This window comes from Ferrimonas gelatinilytica (assembly GCF_039544205.1).
Lineage (GTDB): Bacteria > Pseudomonadota > Gammaproteobacteria > Enterobacterales > Shewanellaceae > Ferrimonas > Ferrimonas gelatinilytica.
On the sequence record NZ_BAABLF010000013.1, the window covers coordinates 1 to 19766 of the forward strand.

Here is a 19766-nt window from a genome sequence, read left to right on the forward strand (position 1 = left end):
GTTACCTGTCATGGTATAACCACGTCAGACCCCACGGGAGCTTGGATAGAAAACCACCAGTCAGCCGACTTGGTGTGAACAACGTGTTGGAAGTCTACACCTAGCACCCGCTTTTGGGCTTTTAGGATCTAGAACCTAGGACCTAGTGCCCGCTTTTGGGCTTTTAGGATCTAGAACCTAGGACCTAGTGCCCGCTTTTTTCAGCTATCGAGGCGATACAGGGGCTGCGCCGGGCATTGGGCCAGCAGGGTGGTCAGTTGACGGCCATCGGGCAGCACCAGTTGCGGAGCCAGCTCGAACAGGGGGATCAGCACGAAGGCGCGCTCCGCCATGCCGTAATGGGGCAGGGTGAGGCGTTCACTCTGCATTACCGCATCGCCGTAAAGCAGCAGGTCCAGGTCCAGGGTTCGCGAGCCCCAGCGCTCATGTCGCTCCCGTCCCAGCGCCTGCTCGATCTCCTGCAGGGCATCCAGCAGAGCCAGGGGGGAGAGCGTTGTTTCCAGTGCCGCCACCGCATTGGTGTAATCCGGCTGTGCCATCCCCGCCATTGGCGGACTGCCGTAGAGGCCGCTTCGGTCCAGCAACCGCGTTTGCGGCAGTTCGGTAAGCATCGCCAGGGCCCGCGCCAGGGTGGCGGGGCCGTTGCCGAGGTTACTGCCGAGGCCGATAAAGCAGCGCGTCATCAGTCGTCGCTTTTACCGCTATCGCTGCGTGGCTTGCGGCGACGGGGTTTGCGACGACGGCGGCCATCGCCCCCAAGGGCACGCACCATCTGGCGCTGAGCCTGCTCGTCACATTCCTGGAAGCGGGTCCACCAGCGAGACAGTTCCAATAACTCCTGGTCCTGTTCCGCCTCGGCCCGCAGCAGCAGGAAGTCGTAGGCGGCGCGGAAGCGGGGGTGCTCCATCAGACGGAAGGCGCGGGCACCGGAGCGCTTGTCCAGACGCCCCTGCAACTGCCAGATCTCCTGTGCCGGGGTGGTAAAGCGCCGCGGCAGGGAAACGGTTTTGCACTGGCTGCTGATCGCCTCGCCACAGGCGGCGGTGAGGGCGTCGAAGGGTGCGATACCCCGTTGACACTTGGCTTCCGCCTTCTCCTCTACCACGTACCATAGCAGGGCGGCGTAGAGGAATGCTGGGGTGACCGGCATATCGGCGTTGACTCGATCGTCGGTGTTTTTCAGCATCGCCTCGATCAAGCGCAGCTCCTTGCCCTCGGGAGAGCGGGCCAACTGCTTCTCCTGCATCGGGAACATCGGCCCCCAGAGGCCCAGTTCCCGCATCATGCGGAAGTTGTCCAATCCCTTACCGGACATCAGCAGCTTGAGGGTCTCTTCGAACAGGCGGGCCGGCGGGATGGTATTGAGCAGATTTGCCATTGCCGGGATCGGCTTGGCGGCGCTCTTGTCGATGGTGAAATCCAGCTTGGTGGCGAAGCGGACGGCGCGGATCATCCGCACCGGATCTTCCCGGTACCGGGTGGCGGGATCGCCGATCAGGCGCAGTCGCCGGGCCTTGAGATCCTCCATGCCACCGAAGTAGTCGCGTACGCTGAAGTCGCTGATGTCGTAGTAGAGGCCGTTGACGGTAAAGTCACGGCGCTCGGCATCCTCGTCGATGGTGCCGTAGACGTTGTCTCTCAGCAGTCGGCCACTGTCATCCTGTTTGGCGTGCTTACCCGTCTCTTGATGATGGCCGCGAAGGGTTGCCACTTCGATGATGTCACGGCCAAACAGAATATGGGCGAGGCGGAACCGGCGCCCGACCAGACGGCAGTTGCGGAACAGGCGACGAACCTGCTCCGGCGTGGCGTTGGTGGCGATATCGAAATCTTTGGGTTGATGACGCAACAGCAGGTCGCGGACGCCGCCGCCCACCAGGTAGGCTTCGAAGCCTCCCTTGTGGAGTCGGTACAGCACTTTCAACGCGTTTTCGCTGATGTCGTCGCGGCTGATCCCGTGTTGTTTCCGGGGGATCACCGCCAGTTTGGCTTCTGCTGGGGCGGCGCTGTCGCCACCTATCAGTCGTTTAGCCAGCTTTGTCAGGCGTTTAAGAATGGGACACCTCGTTCAGTTTCATTGCCTGGGGATGAGGCGCTCAAACTGGTGAGTGTCAGTGGCGCCTGCGTATGGCGCGCAATGATATACCAAGGTTGGTTAAATGATAAGCCGTAGGCTCAATAGGGTGATGTGGGGGCGAGTGCGTGGCGATGACGGGGCAGGGCGTCCAGGCTGAAATTGGCCACGGCATGGCGAAGTTGTTCCCGCACCGGGGCACGGCTAAGTCTCTGGGGCAGGGGGTGGCCGAGAAACGCCAGGGCCTGGGCCAACTGAGCGCTACACTCCCCATCCGTCAGCGCAGGGGCATGGTTTTGCTTGGAGAGTTTCTTTCCGTCAGTTTGGACCGCCAGGGGCAGGTGCAGGAAGTCTGGGGCCGACCAGCCCAGCTGCGAGTAAAGGGAGCACTGGCGCACGGTGGCTTCCAGCAGGTCGTTACCCCGGACCACTTCGGTGATCCCCTGGTCATGGTCATCCAGCACCACGGCCAGCTGGTAGGCGTAGAGGCCATCGCGGCGCTTCAGAATGAAATCCTCTGCGGCAAAGGCGGGTTCGGTCTGGATGGGCCCTAGCAGTCGGTCGTCAAACTGGCTGACCGCGGCCCGGTTGCGCAGCCGGATAGCACTGCCCTCGGGCCCCAGCGCCCTGTCACGGCAATGGCCGTCGTACACGCCGCCAATCGTTTTGATCCGTTTGCGGGTGCAGTCGCAATAGTACGCCTCGCTCTGCTCCAGCAGCTGGTCGAGGATCGCCTGGTAACGAGGGTAGCGCTGACTCTGGTAGAGCACGCTGCCGTGCCACTCAAGGCCGAAGCGTTCCAGGGTGCGCAGTATCTCGTCGGCGGCACCGGACACCTCCCTTGGCGGATCAAGATCTTCCATCCGCACCAGCCAGTGTCCGCCCCGGCTGTGGGCACGGAGATAGCTGCCGACGGCGGCAACCAGGGAGCCGAAGTGCAGAGGGCCAGAGGGGGAGGGGGCGAAGCGACCGATATAATGGGCTGAGTCGGGCATCGGGATGGGTATCCGTAGGATCAAAAACGGGAGGCCATGCCTCCCGTCCCTGTGAGCGAGGCGGGCTTAGCCCACCATCTGCTTCTCTTTGATCTCTGCCAGGGTCTTACAGTCGATGCAAAGATCTGCGGTCGGACGCGCTTCCAGGCGTCGGATCCCGATCTCGATGCCGCAGGAGTCGCAGAAGCCGAAGTCATCATCCTGAACCTTCATCAAGGTCTTTTCGATCTTCTTAATCAACTTACGCTCGCGGTCGCGAGTGCGTAACTCGAGGCTGAACTCCTCTTCCTGGGCCGCACGATCCACCGGGTCGGGGAAGTTGGCGGCTTCGTCCTGCATGTGATGCAGAGTGCGATCCACTTCTTCCCGCAGCTGGTTGCGCCAGGCTTCCAGGATGGTCTTGAAGTGAGCCAGTTGCTTCTCGTTCATGTATTCCTCACCCGGTTTTTCCCGGTAAGGTTCCACGTTGGCGTAGGCCAATACGCCAATTTTTTTTGTCTTGCCCTGCGGCATCAGGCGTCTCCTGTTACTAATACGAGAGGCAATCCTCTGATTGGGGCGGTATCTATATCAGATGGATCTCGTTTACGCAAATCCCTGCGAACCGGATTTATCATCAGCACAATCTCTTGTGATCTGGCGCAAATCAATAAAGCGATCTAACAGGACCAATTTGTTATCACAAATGACTATTTTGTCAATCTAAAGTGACGGGCAGGAGGTGTAGGGGACGTGCCTGATGGGGATCCAGCGCGCAGCTCAAGGCAAAAAAGCCGACGCCTGCGTCCCGGGCTTCTCGACAAAGCCGGGCGTAGTCGGGATCGATGTGGGCCGCCGGTGCCACCCGGTCGATGCCGCTGTGGGGCACGATAAAGAGGATCGCCGCCCGCTCTCCCTCGGCGCAGATCGCCATCAGTTCCCGCAGGTGCTTCTGTCCCCGGGTGGTCACCGCATCCGGGAAGTAGCCCTGGCCATCTTCCTCAAGCAGGGTGACGTTCTTTACTTCGACGTAGCAGTCCGGCAGCCCTTCGCCCTGCAGCAGCAGATCGATTCGGCTGTTCTCCTGACCGTAGCGCACCTCACGGCGCAGATTTGGGTACTCGGCCAACTCCGGCAGCAGCCCCGCCTCTATACCCTCCTGGGCCAGGGCATTGGCCCGACCGGTATTCACCATGATGCGGTGGCCACGATCGCTCTCTACCCACTCCCAGGTGCAGGGATACTTGCGTTTGGGGTTGCCAGAATCGGAGAACCAAACGGTCCAGCCCGGCTCGGCACAGCCGGTCATGGCGCCAGTATTGGGGCAGTGCAAGGTCAATTCACGGCCGTCGTCGCAGATGACATCCGCAAGGAAACGCTTGTAGCGTTTCACCAGAGTGGCGGATTGCAGGGGGGTGGGAAATTGCACGTCGGCTCCCTTTGAGCGGTGACAGTAAAAGCAGGACCACACTCTATCACGGGGGAGGCCTCTCCCGGTGTCACCGTCGCCGGTGGATGCAGTGCTGCAGGAAGTAGTCAGGATGTTACACTGCCTGCCACCATAAGGAAGGACCAAGAGGGAAACCATCATGAGCAACCATTTGACCATCGTCCTGAGTGACCTGCCCGCCCCGGCGCATTGGGGTAAGAGTGCCATCAGCTTCGCCGACGAGACCGCCACCATTCACCTGGCGGATGCGGCGGATCGGGGCCAGGCGGTACAGGCCGCGGCGCGAAAGCTGACTAGCCAGGGACTCCGTGACGTGGCTTTGGTCGGAGAGGGCTGGAGCCCTGCCCTGCAGTGGCGTTTTGCCTGCGGCTTCGGTGAGGCGATGGAGCCCGGCACTATCCAGTGGGCGTCCGATGGGGAAACCCTGGACGCGCAGCGTGACGCTGCCCTGTGGCTCAAGTCCCTGACCCACGCCAGCCCGGAAGCCCTGAGCCCGGAAGTGCTGGCGGATGAGGTGGCAGAGCGCTTGTCCGGCCTGGCACCGGAGCATATCACCACTCGCCAGATCGTCGGCGATGCCCTCCTGACCGCAGGCTGGGTCGGGATCCATGGTGTCGGCCGTGGCAGCGACCGCCCACCGGTGCTGCTGGAACTGGACTACAACCCCACCGGCGATCACGATGCGCCGGTCAGCGTTGCCCTGGTGGGCAAGGGGATCACCTTCGATTCCGGCGGTTACTCCCTTAAGCCCTCTGCGGGCATGGTTACCATGAAGTGTGACATGGGCGGCGCGGCCACCGTGGCGGCTGCGCTGAAGCTGGCGATCCGTCAGGGCCTGAGCAAGCGGGTGAAACTCTACCTCTGCTGTGCGGAGAACCTGGTCTCCGGTCATGCCTACAAGCTGGGCGATATCCTGCACTACAAGAACGGCACCAGTGTCGAGATCGTCAACACCGATGCCGAGGGACGGCTTGTGCTGGCGGATGGTTTGATCGCCGCTAACGAAGCGGGTGCCGAGCGGATCATCGATGCGGCGACCCTCACCGGTGCGGCCATGGTGGCGGTGGGCAGTGACTACAATGCCCTGTTCTGTGCCGATGATTTGGTGGCCTCCGAGGCACTGGCCGCAGCCAACGCGGTCGGTGAGGGGCTGTGGCGCCTGCCACTGGCTCCCTTCCACGCCGACAAGTGCCCCTCCGCGTTTGCCGATACCGCCAACTCGGCCCCGGTGAAAGGGGGCGGCCACGGCGGTGCTTCTAATGCTGCGGGCTTCCTGAGCCGCTTCGCTGGTACCCCGCCGAAGGGGTGGATCCACCTGGATCTGGCGGGCAGCTACGTCGCCGGTAACGGGTTGAATGGTGAAGGGGCGACCGCCCTGGGCCTGCTGACCGTGACCAAGCTGCTGCTGGATGCGTAAGTACTAGGCGCTAGGTCCTAGGTCCTAGGAACTAGGAACTAGGAACTAGGAACTGGGAACTGGGATTGAAGCTCAGCATGACAACGCCCCGCCGGGTCAGTCCGGCGGGGCGTTTTGTTCAGAGCAACGCGGGTCGTCAAGTGGGAAGGTATTATGAACTGTTCATCTATCTGCCAGGTCCCCTACGATTGGGCGAAGTGCTAGAGGGTTTTGATCTTGGTTGAACCCAGGTCTCCGCCAAGCAGAAGCTGCCCCATTGAGCTTGCCGAGGATCCCGGCCAGCGTTTCGGCGTCGCTGCCAGCCTTCTATATGGGGATCTAAACCAAAACAATATGGGCTTTCATGCTGTAGAGGATGTAGAGCACTTCTTCCTTTTCCCGTTGCCCTATCTCGTTCTTGTCCAGGGCTTTCAGAGCATCATCCAGCACGGCGAGGAACTCGCTGCTGTCGATGTTCATGCCCCGGTGGGTGGCCAGCATATCCTTACCCTCGTAGACCGCCGGTCCACCGGTTCCTGAGATGAAAAAGGTGCCGGCACCCTGTTTCAGGGCGGCCACGTCTCTGTCCGCAAATCGAGGAGCGATTCTCGGGTTGGCCAGGTGCAGATCGACCAGATCGCTGGCGATCCTGGTGATCCCTTCGGTACCACCGAGCCTTTCATAAAGGGAAACTGCCATAAATCTGTCCTCCGCGGGGTGCTCGAAACTTAGTGAGGATAGCCCATCGTCACGCCGTTGGAGCGGCGGCTAAACTAACCCGCCGTGACGTCTTCGGGGCGTAGCGACCCCTCGAGAATCCATTGGGCATCAATTCGGTGAGCCCTTTAGCTGGCGCACCTTCCCGCTTTATTCCCAGGTTTTGATGCTCTGGTAACGCACCCCCCCTGGTTCGAACACCGACTCCATCAGCGCGACCTTGTTGATGGTCAGGGTGATGGGCTGAGTCAGGGTGAGAGGCCCGGCGGGCAGGGGGCCCACATCCCGAAACAGGGTGATATGGGGTCGAAAGCCACGCTGACTGGCATGCAGACCGTGGCAGGCGGCATCCCGACGCAGGGCATTGGCCAGTTGCGACAGGGGTGGTGGCGTGTATTGGGTGGTCAGGCAGATCACCCTGGCCCGGGGCCAATGTGCCAGACCGTCGAGGGTGAGAGTGACCCGGGGCACCGCCAAGGTTTGCCAGCGTGCCAACAGGGCCTGGCGCTGGGACTGGGTGACGTTGCCCAGAAATGCCAGGGTCAGGTGGAGGTTGGCGACGGGCACCAGTCGGGCGGGACGGTGAGGTTTCTTTTCACCCTCCGCCATCTCTGGGCGTGAGAGGACACCGCTGAGCCTGGCTTGCTGACGGATCAGCGCCAGCTGGTTAATGCGGTCCAGAGGGACGGCGAAAAAGAGCCTTGCGGCCATCAAAGTCTCCTCGTTTAGGGTAAATGGGTCGTCAGCCCTTACTGGCTCTCATTTGGCGCTTAAGGGGGCCGGACAGTACACTAGGCCGGAATTTTCCGCCTGCCCAGATAAGAGAGTCTCGGAGTTGTCGACACTGCCCATCCAGGATCTGTTCCCCAGCATCCGCGAAAACCTGAAGCAACACAATCAGTTGATTCTGCGTGCCCCTACAGGGGCGGGCAAGTCCACCGCGTTGCCATTGGCGATGCTGGCTTGGCCCGAGATCCACGGCAAGATCCTGCTGTTGGAGCCCCGTCGCCTGGCCGCACGAATGATCGCCCGTTTTCTGGCGACTCAGCTTGGAGAGCGGGTGGGCCAGCGGGTCGGCCTGCGGGTGCGGGGGGAGAGTAAGGTCTCCGACGACACCCGGCTGGAGGTGGTGACCGAGGGGGTGCTGACCCGGATGATCCAGGCAGATCCTGAGCTGTCTGGTGTGGGGCTTGTGCTGTTCGATGAGGTGCATGAGCGCCACCTGGCGACGGATCTGGCGCTGGCGCTGGCGCTGGAGGTGCAGGCTGGACTTCGGGATGACCTGACCCTGATGCTGATGTCCGCCACCCTCCAGGGGCAGCCGCTCAAGACGCTGCTGCCGGAGGCGGTCCTGCTGGAGAGCGAGGGGCGCAGCTACCCGGTATCCCTGGAGTATGCCCCGGTGCCCGCCGGGCAGCCCTGGCTGGGGGCCCTGGTGAGCCAGGTGCAGCGGCAGCTGTCTGAGCGGGAGGGCAATCTCCTGGTGTTTCTGCCTGGGATGGGGGAGATCCGTGCCGTGGAGGCCCAGCTGAGAGAGCGTGTCGGGAGAGAGGTGGATCTCTGCCCTCTCTACGGCCAGCTCAGTGCGGCTGAGCAGGACAGGGCAGTGGCAGTCCCGGCTCCGGGACGTCGCAAGGTGGTGCTGGCCACCAACCTGGCGGAGTCGAGCCTGACCATCGACGGGATCACCGTGGTGGTGGACTCCGGTTACCAGCGTCGCGCGGGAATGAATTTGCGCAGCGGCCAGACCCGCCTGGAGCTCGCCCGCATCAGCCAGTCCTCTGCCGCCCAGCGGGCGGGCCGGGCGGGTCGCCTGATGCCCGGCCACTGTGTACGGCTGTGGAGCGAGGCGATGCAGCAGGGGCTGGCGGAGGCGGAGACGCCGGAGATCCAGCGGGCGGATCTCGCCCCCATGGTGCTGGAGCTGGCGGCCTGGGGCAGCCAGGCGGATGAACTCAGCTGGCTCAGTCCGCCACCGGGCAATGCCTTGGCTCGGGCCCGGCAGCTGTTGCAGCAGCTGGCGCTGCTGGATGATCACGGGCGGATCACCGCCCTGGGGCGCCGAGTGCAGGGGCTGGGGGCGGATCCGCGCCATGGGCTGATGCTGTTGCGGGGGCTGGAGCGGGAAGCGGCCCAGCCCGGCAGTCTCAAGCTGGCCTGTTTGCTTGCGGCCCTCCTGGAGGAGGGGGATCCCCTGCGGGGACGGGATCTCGGCGCCGATCTGGGCCGGCGTCTCACCGCCGCCAGTAGTGGTCGCCATGGCCAGATGGCGAACAAGTGGTTTCGCCAGCTTACGCGGGGTGGCCGGGCCAGGGAGCGGGAGGCGCACCATAGTGAGGCGGGGGTATTGCTGGCACTGGCTTACCCGGACAGGATTGCCGCCTGCCGGGATAACGGCCTGCGCTACCAGTTGAGTAACGGCAGTGGTGCGACCCTGGCGGAGCAGGACCCCCTGTTGGGCACTTCCTACCTGGCGGTGGCCAGTCTCAGTGAACGGGCCGGACGCTCCGATGGCCTGATCCACCTGGCGGTGCAGCTGGACCTGCCCGCCCTGGAGGCGGTTGCACCGCACCTGTTTACCCGTTGTCGCAGCGCCCATTATGACCGCCAGAGTGGGGTCCTGCGGGCGGAGCAGCAAACCCGGCTTGGCGCCTTGATCACCGCCCGCGAGCCCTGCTCCGATCTGCAGCCGGAAGATCACCTCTCCGCCCTGTTGGCGGAGATCCGTCGGCGTGGCCTGGCGTGCCTGCCCTGGACAGATCGCAGCCGGGCGCTTCAGCACAGGGTGGCACTGGCGCAGCGTTACCTGGGGGAACTGGCCTGGCCGGCGCTGGACGACGCCACCCTGGAGCGGGAACTGGCGCAGTGGTTGACCCCCTACCTGACCGGGATCACTCGCTTTGGCGCCCTGGCCAAGCTGGATCTCTATGGGATCCTGAAAAACCGGGTGCCCTGGGAGCTGCAGAGCATGCTGGCCTCGGAACTGCCGGAAACCCTGACGGTACCGACCGGATCGGCGCTGACGTTGCAGTACCACGAGGATGGCGTCAGACTGGCGGTCCGGGTGCAGGAGATCTACGGCCAGAGCGCAACCCCGAGGTTGGCCCGTGGCCAACTGCCGGTGACCCTGGAGCTGCTCTCGCCGGCACGACGTCCGCTGCAGATCACCGAAGATCTGGCGGCGTTCTGGCAGGGGGCCTGGCAGGAGGTGAAGAAGGAGATGCGCGGACGCTATCCCAAACACCTCTGGCCGGATGATCCGGCCAACACTCAGCCCACCAAAAGAACAAAGAAATTCAGTTGATTAAAGGATGGTATTGCGGTCATGGCCGAACGCCGAAGCAAACCTGTAAGCAAAGCCAGCGGCAAGAAAAAACCGGTGGCAAAGTCCCGTCGCAAAGGCACTCAGCGCAGTCGCTGGCGTGCGCCCATGATCCTGATGGGCAAGATCACCCTGGTGGTGGCGGCGGTGGTGGGCGTCTACGGCATCTACCTGGATACCCAGATCGCCCGTAAGTTTGAAGGTCAGAAATTCTTTCTTCCGGCGCAGGTGTTTGCCCGGCCGATGTCGATCTACCCCGGTGCCCCCATCACCCATGGGCAGATGAAGCAGGAACTGGCACTGCTGGGCTACCGAAACACCGGCCGGGTTCAGTCCGAGGGGGAGTTCGGTGTCGCTGTTGATCGCATCGAGATCTACCGTCGCGCTTTCCAGAGCCCAAACGGCGCCGAAACGCCGCTGAAAGTCACCATCCACTTCCAGGACAACCGGGTTCACCGGGTGGTGCGTAGCCAGGACCAGCGGGACCTGGGTTTCCTGCAGCTGGAGCCACTGCTGCTGGATAGGATCCTCACCGGAGAGCGAGAGGATCGCCTCTTTGTGCCCCGTGCCGAGATCCCCGATACCCTGGTGACGGCGCTGCTGCGCACGGAGGACCAGGAGTTTTACGAGCACCACGGCCTCTCCCTCACCGGCATCGCGCGGGCGGCGCTGGTCAACGCCAGGGCTGGCCGCACCGTACAGGGGGGCAGTACCCTAACCCAGCAGTTGGCCAAGAACTTCTTCCTGACCCACGAACGCAGTTATGTGCGCAAGGCCAACGAAGCGCTGATGGCGCTGATCATCGACTTCCGCTACCCCAAGGATGAGATCCTCGAGGCTTACCTCAACGAGGTCTACATGGGCCAGGATGGGGCCATCGCCGTACATGGGGTGGGGCTGGCAGCCTGGCACTACTTCGGCACCCCGCTGGATGAGCTCAACCTGGCGCAGCAGGCCCTGCTGGTGGCGATGATTAAGGGCCCCAGTTACTACAACCCCTGGCGCTTCCCGGAGCGGGCATTGCAGCGGCGCGACCTGGTGCTGAAGATGATGCTTGAAGAGGGGATGATCGGCCGCCATGACTATGAGCAGAACGCCAGCCGGGGTTTGCAACTGAGGGATCCCAACTGGCGCCAGCGGCATAAACTGCCGGGCTTTCGCGGCCTGATGCAGCGGGAGTTGGCCCGGCGCTTCGGTGACCAGGTGCTGGACCAGTCCGGTCTGCGGGTTTACACCACCCTGGACCCGCTGGCCCAGCAGGCGGCGGAGTACGCCGTACGGGAGGGGATCAGCCAGCTGAGCCGCGACCGCAACGATGACCAGCTGCAGGCGGCGATGGTGGTGGTGGATCGCTACCATGGCGGTGTCCTGGCCCTGGTGGCGGACAGGGAGCCCAACTTCAAGGGGTTCAACCGTGCCCTGGATGCTCGTCGTCCGGTGGGCTCGCTGCTGAAACCTCACGTCTACCTGACGGCGCTGGCGGCACCGGAGCAGTTCAACCTGCGCACCCCCCTAGAGGATGAGCCGATCAGCATGAAAAGCAGTGCCGGTCAGGTCTGGGAGCCGCAGAACGTGGACAAGGCGTTCCGCGGTGAGGTGAGCCTGCTCGATGCTCTGGTGCACTCCTACAACATTCCTACAGTCAACCTGGGGATGTCGGTGGGGCTGGATGCGGTGAACACCACCCTGCGCAAGGCGGGATGGTCGTCGCGACTGACCAACACCCCGGCGCTGCTGCTCGGCGCCCTGGACGCCAGTCCGCTGCAGGTGGCCCAGCTGTACCACACCCTGGCGGATGGCGGGCGCTATCGTCCTTTGCACGCCATCGGTCATGTCCTCAACAGTGAGGGCGAACGTCTGGTGGAGCCGATGCCGGCGTCCGAAGCGGTGCTGCCGGAGGGGGCCGCCTGGCTGACCAACTACGCTCTGACCCAGGTGGTCGAGCGGGGCACCGCCAAGCGCCTGAAACAGCAGTATCCCGGGCTCACCCTGGCGGGCAAAACCGGTACCACCAGTGAGGGCCGTGATGCCTGGTATGCCGGGTTCGATGACCGTGATGTGGTGGTGACCTGGGTCGGTCGCGATGACAACAGTGCCGCCGGGCTCTACGGCAGCTCTGCAGCCTTGCCGCTGTACCAGAGCTACCTGGCCAAGCGGGAGCCGCTCTCGCTGGTGCTGCCAAGGCCGGTGGAGATCACCGACGGTCACTTCGATGCCCAGGGCCAGCCGGTGGCTGCCCGCTGCCGGGGTGCGGCGGCCGTGCCTGCGGACAGGGTCAGTTGGCCGGATCCCCGGGGTTGCACCGGAGGTGACAGCAAGACCGCAGAGGATCGCAACTGGTTTGAGCGTCTGCTGGGATTCTGAAGCCAGGAGCGAAGAGCTAGGTTCTAGGTTCTAGGTGCTAGGTTCTAGGTTCTAGGTGCTAGGTGCTAGGTGCTAGGTGCTAGGTTCTAGGTTCTAGGTTCTAGGTTCTAGGTTCTAGGTTCTAGGTTCTAGGTTCTAGGTTCTAGGTTCTAGGTTCTAGGTTCTAGGTTCTAGGTTCTAGGTTCTAGGTTCTAGGTTCTAGGTTCTAGGTTCTANCTGGGTGCTGGGTGCTGGGTGCTGGGTGCTGGGTGCTGGGTGCTAGGTTCTAGGTGCTAGGTGCTAGGTGCTAGGTTCTAAGAGCTAAGATCAGCTCCGAGTTCTAAATTCTTAGTTCCTGGGCCCTAAGCGCGAGGGCCGGCACTTGCTGCTGTTCCTAGAACCTAGGCGCTTCCCTATATGGCTGTTCCTAAATATGCTCCACTTTTGTGAATGCTCAGGCTCCTTGGGCTTGGCTCCGGTTCTTAGGAACTAGGACCTAGAACCGAGTTCCTAAGAGCTTGGTGCTCGACTACACCAGGTTACCTTCGCGAACGGCAGGGTGAAGCACAATTCGGAACAGTAATTTAGTACCTGCTTTTAGGAACATTCATCTCCTTGGGGGGCGTGCTGATTGCCCCTGGACCCGTTGAGTCATGACAAGAAAAAAAAGACCGACACTGCAAGATGTGGCTGACCGGGTTGGCCTGACCAAGATGACCATCAGTCGCTACCTGCGGGAGCCCGGGCTGGTCTCTTCGGCCACCGGAGATCGGATCGCCGAGGCGCTGGAAGCCCTGGGCTACATCCACAGTCGGGCACCGGAGATCCTCTCCAATGCCCGCAGCCGGGCTATCGGAGTGCTGGTTCCCTCGCTGACCAACCAGGTGTTCGCGGAGGTGATCCGCGGCATCGAGTCGGTGACCGCCCCGGCGGGCTATCAGACCATGTTGGCGCACTACGGCTACAACGCCGAGCAGGAGCAACGCCATGTCGAAGCCCTACTCTCCTACCACGTCGATGCCCTGCTGTTATCGGAGCAGTCGCACACTCCGAGGACCCTGAAGATGATCGCCACCGCCGGCATCCCCGTGGTGGAGATGATGGATTGCAGTGAAACGCCGATTCAGCATGGGGTGGGGGTGGATAACCGGTTGGCCGCGGAGCAGATGGTTACCGCGATGATCGCCCGGGGACACCGCCGTATCGTCTACCTTAGCGCCCGTCAGGATCGTCGTACCCGGCTGCGGGCGGAGGGCTACGCGGCGGCGATGGAGGCTCAAGGGTTGTTACCGAGAGCTCTGGAGACCACCGAGCACTCCAGCTTCAGCATGGGGGCAAACCTGCTGGGGCAACTGCTGGCACGCTGGCCTGATTGTGATGGTGTGTTCTGTACCAACGATGACCTGGCGGCGGGGGTGATCTTCGAATGCCAGCGTCGCGGGATCGCGGTACCGCAGCAGATTGGGGTCGCCGGTTTTCATGGCCTCGACTTTGGCCAGGCGATGAGCCCCCAGATTGCGTCGGTGGTGACGCCCCGTTTCGAGATTGGCGCTCGGGCTGCCCAGCTGACGCTTGAGGCACTGGAAGACGAGGCGATGCCGCCACAGCGGCAGATCCTGCCGGTGGAGTTGGCGTTGGGGGGAACCCTTTAACCCTCTGCCCTGGGATCACCGCACTTTGTTATCCGTTACATGAACGGGTTTTCAATCCAGTTATTAATTGTGGTTACCCTGGTGCGAATTCCGGGACCAGATTGTTGAGTGGCGCAAATTTCAGCAGGCATTTGTGCCCTCTTTCCGGGGGAGCGCGGGGTTCACAGCTTTTCACAGTCGGGGATTTACAGGGCGGATGGTTACCGGTAACATCCGGGCGTCCTGCTGCTGCTAATCGAGGCGCAGCGTTGTTGGCCAGGAGTCCGGAGTTCGGTCATGTCACACCCCCATTCAGGCTGCAGTTTTATCATCATGGGCGTTTCCAGTACCGGTAAATCGGTAGTGGGAGAGCGCCTGGCCGCCCGTCTTGGCGCCAAGTTTATCGATGGCGATGATCTCCATCCCAGGGCCAATATCCTCAAGATGGCCTCCGGGGAGCCGCTCAATGACGAGGACCGTGCCCCCTGGCTGGAGCGGATCCGGGATGTGGCGTTTTCGGTAGAGCGTAAGAACGAAGTGGCGGTGGTGGTCTGCTCCGCCCTCAAGAAGTGTTACCGGGATACCTTGCGGGAGGGAAACGACAAGGTGCGTTTCCTCCATCTCCATGGGGATTTTGAGTTGATTGCGGATCGGATGCGGGCCCGCCAAGGGCACTTCATGCCCCTGGCATTGCTGGAGAATCAGTTCCAGACATTGGAACTGGCGGGGGAGGGGGAACCGGATGTGAACCGCATCGGTATCGAGGTGCCCATTGATGCGGTGGTCGAACGCTGCGTCACCGTAATCAATGGGGCCGTCTGAACTCTCGCCCTGACTTTACCCTCTCTCAGCCCGGCCCCCGGGGCGTTCAACAGAGCCCGATCCCGGGTGCTGTTGAGCTTGCCAATAGGCCCGGGACGGCGCTGCTGCTTATGACACTTACGCCCAGGGAACCTGGCTCCGACAGGGAAACCAGGCAGGCGGCTTAGGCCGTTGAAATTGAAACGGGGCGATCACTGAGGCGGAGTCTGCCAGACTTTGCCCTTTACAGCCTTGTCGTAGCCATATTGGTAGAGCCGCTCCAGGGCCGCTGGCTCAAACATCTTTTTGTGTTCGCCGATATAGAAATCCTCATCAATGGCGGTATAGGCCATTTCAAAATCCAGGATCTCGGAGAAGTAGCCGATCCGGTAAAGGTCGCCCTGCGTTTGCTGCACCATCATATTGCTCACGGTGCGTTTGAGCAGTTCCACGCCGGAATCTTTGATCTTTTGGTAGGGCACGGTGATGAAACCGTTGCGTACCACGTAGACTTTGGGACGTTCAGAGAGCCCCAGAGAATCGCTGATCTGTCCGTAACCGAAACCGGACGGGTCAAAAAATACCTGGGCAGTGACACCCCCATCCACATGCATCTCCTCCCGTATCTGACCATCCTGGTAGACCGGAATAAACTGGGGCGGGAAGACACCGGGGATTGCCGCACTGCCAGCGAGGATCTGGTGAATCAGCTCAATGCGGTTGGGCAGGTCACTGTTGGCGATGGCGCCGATGTTCCAGATGATCAGCCTGCCCGCTTCGATATGGGTGGTGCCGATAAAGAGGCGGCGCCCGAGGCGGTGCTGTTCGGCCAGCTCGTCGATGAACTCCTCGGGGTAGGTTTCCGTGACCAGTGCCAGGATCTGCTTGCCGGAGGTGAAGGCATCTTTAAACAGGGTGCGGAGGAAGTTCTTTCTGCCCAGAATTGTCTTATCGTCGATCTCCACCATCACCTCGTGCAGCTCATCCAGCCGCTCATCGCCAAGGAAGGCGAAGGGGGCAATCAAGGCCCCGGCGCTGATCCCGGTCACCACATCGAAGGTGGGGAGCTGATTGTTGTGGCTTAAACCATTGAGCACGCCGGCTCCGTAAGCGCCGTTAGCGCCACCGCCCGAGAGGGCCAGGACGGTCAGCCGCTCGCCCTGCGGACGCAGGCGGGGTTCACCAGGTTCATCGCCCAGCAGGAAAGTCGGCTGTTCATCCTCCCAGAATCGATAGGGTTCTTCCGGTACGACGCCATCGGGGTGTAATCGAACGTTGCGAAGCTGGGCAAGATCGACCCGCTGCTCCATCGTGTGTTTTTTACTCAGTTCGTTGGTTTCTTCCGGGTGGCTGGCGCAGCCAAGCAGCGTCAGGCTCACCAGAGAGAAAAGCAGCAGCGCGCGCATGGCGTTTCCTCCAAATCATGGCGTAGGGAGTCGGTAATCGATTCAAAATGAACAGATTTGACCCACCAAGCATAGATGATGGAAAGCAGGAGACATGATGAGGCGCTGGTGTTTTTTTGCCCAGTGCGGGAAAGGTGCGTCGAATAGGGTGAGCTCGCGACGGTTGAGCAGTGAGATGCGCTTTTCCAGATAGGCGCGAGGCGGCGAAGAGCCATGCGAAGACAGGGTCTTCGCATGGCGGGGGGATCAGGATGCCTCGATCTCGTAGCCGGTAAATTTACGGATATTGATCACCCCGGTATCGAAGATCAGGTACTGGCCCTTGATCCCCTGCAGGACGCCGCTGACCTCCGGCTGTTTGTCGAAGTTGTGGGAGGCGATCTTGCCGGGGTACTGGTCCACCGGGTAGTTGATGGTGACCACGGCTTCATCCAGGTGCTCGATGGCATCGACGCCGTGGCTCTGGCCGAGATCCTTTAGGGTTTGCTCAATCAGCGGCAGCAGTCGCGCCGCTTCCGCCTTGAGAACCAGTGGCTCGCCGGATCCCTTCAGCATCGCCCGCCAGTTGGTTTTATCCGCCACCAGTTGTGCCAGCGCCACCTCCACCAGGCCGGAAAGCTGGCGGGTGGCGACCCGCAGTATCGGCAGCGCCTGGGTTGCGCCCTGGTCCAGCCAGCGGGTGGGTACCTGGCTGTGGCGGGTGATCCCCACCTTCAGGCCGGAGGTGTTGGCCAGGTAGACGTAATGCGGGATCATGCAGTTGCGCTCGCCCCACTCGGGCTCCCGGCAGGTACCCGCGGCGAAGTGGCAGGTTTCCGGTTTCATGATGCACATGTCGCAGCGGGCCAGCTTCTTCATGCAGGGAAAGCAGTGTCCCTGGGAGTAACTCTTGCTGGTTTTGCGGCCACAGGCGTCGCAATAGATCTTGCCGCTGTAGTGTAGGGTCAGCGGCTGGCCGATCCGCTCGTTCAGCGGCATCAGTTGATCACCGATGCGCAGGGCATATTGGGCCGGGGTGGTCTCACTGCCGAGGGTTACGGCCATCTTGGAAAGGGTGCCTTGCATGGCGTTCACTCCCTGGAACTGTTGATGCAAAGGCGCCAGTGTACCAAGGCACGCGGACGACGTCCCGCCGCTGGTGGTGAGGATCCCTTAGCCCGGCCGAGGGAAGTTACTCTTGGAAAGGCAGTTCGATGCAGCCGCAATCCTCTCCCTGGCTCTGGTAGAACTCGGTGATCCCCCCTTCCAGGCTCTTAACCTCTGTCCAGCCCATCGCCTTCAGGGTCTGCACCGCCAGGGCACTGCGGCCTCCGGTGGCGCAATAGACCACAATCTCCCTATCCTGCGGTAGCTGGGCCCATGCCTTGAACTCGAGGAACCCCCGGGGAATATGGATCTCGTTTTCGGTGATGGTTTTGCCCTGCTCACGTTCGGTAAAGGTGCGCACATCCAGCAGCAGTGGTGGTGTCGACGATGTCAGGGCGGCTCGCAGTTGTTCCGTCGTGACGGTCTCAACGCCGGCCCGGGCCTCGCTCAGGTAGGCAGATTGTGGTGACGGTGTTTCGCTCTGGGCGGCAGTGGCCGGAAGGCTCAGCAGTCCCCCGAACAGGATTGCGTTGAGGGCAATCACGCCGCGAAGGCAGGAGAGGAAAGTGAGATGACCCATGCTGTGCTCCTTGTGGCACCGTTCGGTGCGGAAGAGGTTCATGTTGTCGACGGGCGAAAACACGCCGTTGAGATTACTGTAGCGGAGAGGCCGGAAGAGCCCTTGATCGACAGCAAGGATCAGGTCGCTTTCGGGCCGCTTCGTCGCAGCGAACGGGCGCACCAGAGGCAGGTTCGGCCACCGCCCTCGACGATAAGGCTCAGCAGCAACGCGATGCCCAGACCCCAGGCGATCGCCAGTGGGGAGAGGATCACCCGGTAGCTGTAGTTGTTCAGCGTGGCTGCCCTCAGGTCGGGATCGGCGCCGGACACCAGGTGCCAGGCGCTGGCCAGAGGGCCCTTGGCCATGGAGGCCTTCTCCATCGTTAACTGCTGCACCCGCAACACCATCTCGGCGATGGTGTCACCATCACGACGAAAGACCGGATCGCTGCTCTCCCGGTAGTGGCGGATCAGGGCCGGGAGCTCCCCCTCAAAGTGACGGTCGGCGGTGAGCTGGAACCCCTGCAGGGCCTGACGGGCCTCCAGCAGGTGGGCGGAGAGGCGTTGCTGGTAGAGATCCACCAGCCCAGGAACCTGCACGCCCAGCAATACCGTGCAAACAAAGAGGGTAAGGCGAAGATATTGGCTGATCATTCGAAGCTCTCCATGCTCGATTTGTCCAAAAGTTAAATCCGCACTGGGAATCAACTCGGAAGTTGTCTTGGTGCGGGTTGCAGGGCACCATGGCGTCGAGCTTTCGCACCGTGCCAGTCGATTCCCGCGATACCCGTCGAATTGACGCCTGTTACCTAGCATGACTCACTTGCGATTGAATAAAAACTCTTAACTATCAACATCCAAAGGAACTGGATATGACTAAATCTCTGAAATCCTCCCTGGCTGAGTTGCCGCAAGCGGCCCAAAGCCGTGTCTGGCTCTGGCGCCTGCTGCCCCTGCCGCTGCTTCTGATCCCGTTGGCGGCCACCTTCTACACCATCGATGAGGGCCATGTTGGGATCGTTAAGCGCTTTGGTGAAGCGCAGGTGCAGGTGAACCCGGGTCTGCACTTTAAGCTGCCCTTTGCCGACTCGGTGGAGGAGTTGGAGATCCGTACCCGGAAAAATCTGGAGCGTCTCAAGGCCGCCACTCATGAGCAGATGCCGGTGGATGCGGAGGTTTCCGTGAACTGGACGGTGATCCGTTCCGAGGCGTTTGAGCTCTACAAGAATTACGGTGGGTTGGATCAGTTTGAATCCCGGATCCTGGATCCGCGTCTGCGCAGCGCCGCCAAGGAGGCACTGGCCAAGTACAAGGCGGAACAGATCATCCAGACCCGGGGCCAGGTGATTGCCGACATCGAGGCGGAACTGCTGGCCACCATGAGCGAATTCCCGGTGAAGTTGGACAGCGTCCAGATCGAGAATTTGGTGTTGCCGGCGAAATACCTGCAGAGCATCGAAACCAAGCAGACCGAGAAGAACCTGGCGGCGGCAGAGATGCACAAGCTGGAGCGGCAGAAGCTGGAGGCACAGCGGGAGGTGAACACCGCAGAAGCCCAGCGGGATGCGGAGAAGGCACGGGCGGACGGGGCGGCCTACGCCATCATCACCGAAGCCCAGGCCCAGGCCGAGGCGATACGGATGACGGGGCAGGCGGAGGCAGAATCGATGCGCAAGAAGGCTGAGGCTCTGCAGCAGAGCCAGCTGCTGGTGGATTACGTCAAGGCGCAGCAGTGGAATGGCCAGATGCCCAGTACGGTGATGGGGGAGGGGCAGTCGGTGCTCTGGAACCTGAACGGTGCCACCGCGCGGCAGTAGCCGATGCCCTTAGGCACTGGCTCCAGAGTGGGTTTTTCCAGTGCTTAGGTTCTGGTTTCTGGTTCCTGGTTCCTGGTTCCTGGTTCCTGGTTCCTGGTTCCTGGTTCCTGGTTCCTAGTTGCTAGGTTCTAGGTTCTAGGTTCTAGGTTCTAGGTTCTAGGTTCTAGGTTCTAGGTTCTAGGTTCTAG

Annotated in this window: 17 protein-coding genes; 6 read left to right on the top strand and 11 right to left on the bottom strand. The window is 61.8% G+C overall.

Annotated elements, in window-relative coordinates; genetic code table 11:
- Nucleotides 1–200: 200 nt before the first annotated feature.
- The 5 genes from folK to sfsA all read right to left on the bottom strand — a co-directional run bounded on the left by folK (nt 201) and on the right by sfsA (nt 4477).
- On the bottom strand, nt 201–683 hold the full coding sequence (folK, locus tag ABD997_RS09995; protein ID WP_345316869.1) for a 2-amino-4-hydroxy-6-hydroxymethyldihydropteridine diphosphokinase: 483 nt from the start codon (nt 681–683) through the stop codon (nt 201–203).
- A complete protein-coding gene (pcnB, locus tag ABD997_RS10000) occupies nt 683–2035 on the bottom strand; it encodes a polynucleotide adenylyltransferase PcnB (RefSeq protein ID WP_425557066.1) in 1353 nt (450 codons plus the stop codon). Before pcnB ends, folK begins: the two co-directional genes overlap by 1 nt.
- A gap of 140 nt (nt 2036–2175) precedes the next feature.
- Nucleotides 2176–3069 (bottom strand): tRNA glutamyl-Q(34) synthetase GluQRS, encoded by an 894-nt coding sequence (gene gluQRS / locus ABD997_RS10005; protein ID WP_345316870.1) that lies wholly within the window; start codon nt 3067–3069, stop codon nt 2176–2178.
- Between the two features lie 66 nt (nt 3070–3135).
- Nucleotides 3136–3582 carry an RNA polymerase-binding protein DksA gene (gene dksA / locus ABD997_RS10010; RefSeq protein WP_345316871.1) on the bottom strand — a complete coding sequence of 149 codons (447 nt, stop codon included), beginning with the start codon at nt 3580–3582 and terminating at the stop codon, nt 3136–3138.
- 184 nt (nt 3583–3766) lie between these two features.
- Nucleotides 3767–4477, bottom strand: coding sequence for a DNA/RNA nuclease SfsA (sfsA, locus tag ABD997_RS10015; RefSeq protein WP_345316872.1), 711 nt, complete (start codon nt 4475–4477; stop codon nt 3767–3769).
- 160 nt (nt 4478–4637) lie between these two features.
- Here sfsA and pepB point away from each other — a divergent pair, with 160 nt between their 5' ends.
- Nucleotides 4638–5915, top strand: a complete 1278-nt coding sequence (gene pepB / locus ABD997_RS10020; protein ID WP_345316873.1) for an aminopeptidase PepB — start codon at nt 4638–4640, stop codon at nt 5913–5915.
- 318 nt (nt 5916–6233) lie between these two features.
- On the opposite strand, the gene ABD997_RS10025 is transcribed toward pepB, so the two are convergent.
- Both ABD997_RS10025 and thpR read right to left on the bottom strand, forming a co-directional pair.
- On the bottom strand, nt 6234–6593 hold the full coding sequence (locus ABD997_RS10025; protein ID WP_345316874.1) for a group I truncated hemoglobin: 360 nt from the start codon (nt 6591–6593) through the stop codon (nt 6234–6236).
- Nucleotides 6594–6761: 168 nt separating this feature from the next.
- The gene (gene thpR, locus ABD997_RS10030) at nt 6762–7322 is read right to left on the bottom strand and encodes an RNA 2',3'-cyclic phosphodiesterase (RefSeq protein WP_345316875.1); all 561 of its coding nucleotides are present in this window, start codon (nt 7320–7322) and stop codon (nt 6762–6764) included.
- Nucleotides 7323–7446: 124 nt separating this feature from the next.
- Between thpR and hrpB the strand changes: the two genes are divergently transcribed.
- The 4 genes from hrpB (at nt 7447) to ABD997_RS10050 (ending at nt 14729) form a co-directional block, all read left to right on the top strand.
- Entirely contained in the window at nt 7447–9915 is a 2469-nt protein-coding gene (gene hrpB, locus ABD997_RS10035; RefSeq protein ID WP_345316876.1) for an ATP-dependent helicase HrpB, read from the top strand.
- Nucleotides 9916–9936: 21 nt separating this feature from the next.
- Entirely contained in the window at nt 9937–12297 is a 2361-nt protein-coding gene (gene mrcB / locus ABD997_RS10040; RefSeq protein ID WP_345316877.1) for a penicillin-binding protein 1B, read from the top strand.
- Between the two features lie 632 nt (nt 12298–12929).
- Complete coding sequence (locus ABD997_RS10045; protein WP_345316878.1) at nt 12930–13928, top strand: substrate-binding domain-containing protein; 999 nt, start codon at nt 12930–12932, stop codon at nt 13926–13928.
- Nucleotides 13929–14204: 276 nt separating this feature from the next.
- Nucleotides 14205–14729, top strand: coding sequence for a gluconokinase (locus tag ABD997_RS10050; protein WP_345316879.1), 525 nt, complete (start codon nt 14205–14207; stop codon nt 14727–14729).
- A 191-nt stretch (nt 14730–14920) separates the two neighbouring features.
- On the opposite strand, the gene ABD997_RS10055 is transcribed toward ABD997_RS10050, so the two are convergent.
- The 4 genes from ABD997_RS10055 to ABD997_RS10070 form a co-directional block, all read right to left on the bottom strand.
- Nucleotides 14921–16114, bottom strand: coding sequence for a patatin-like phospholipase family protein (locus ABD997_RS10055; RefSeq protein ID WP_345316880.1), 1194 nt, complete (start codon nt 16112–16114; stop codon nt 14921–14923).
- A 246-nt stretch (nt 16115–16360) separates the two neighbouring features.
- On the bottom strand, nt 16361–17179 hold the full coding sequence (locus ABD997_RS10060) for a DUF2797 domain-containing protein (RefSeq protein WP_345316881.1): 819 nt from the start codon (nt 17177–17179) through the stop codon (nt 16361–16363).
- Nucleotides 17180–17285: 106 nt separating this feature from the next.
- Nucleotides 17286–17780 carry a rhodanese-like domain-containing protein gene (locus ABD997_RS10065; RefSeq protein ID WP_345316882.1) on the bottom strand — a complete coding sequence of 165 codons (495 nt, stop codon included), beginning with the start codon at nt 17778–17780 and terminating at the stop codon, nt 17286–17288.
- Between the two features lie 119 nt (nt 17781–17899).
- The gene (locus ABD997_RS10070) at nt 17900–18415 is read right to left on the bottom strand and encodes a DUF2937 family protein (protein ID WP_345316883.1); all 516 of its coding nucleotides are present in this window, start codon (nt 18413–18415) and stop codon (nt 17900–17902) included.
- A 218-nt stretch (nt 18416–18633) separates the two neighbouring features.
- Between ABD997_RS10070 and ABD997_RS10075 the strand changes: the two genes are divergently transcribed.
- Nucleotides 18634–19578, top strand: coding sequence for an SPFH domain-containing protein (locus ABD997_RS10075; RefSeq protein WP_345316884.1), 945 nt, complete (start codon nt 18634–18636; stop codon nt 19576–19578).
- The last annotated feature ends 188 nt before the right edge of the window (nt 19579–19766 follow it).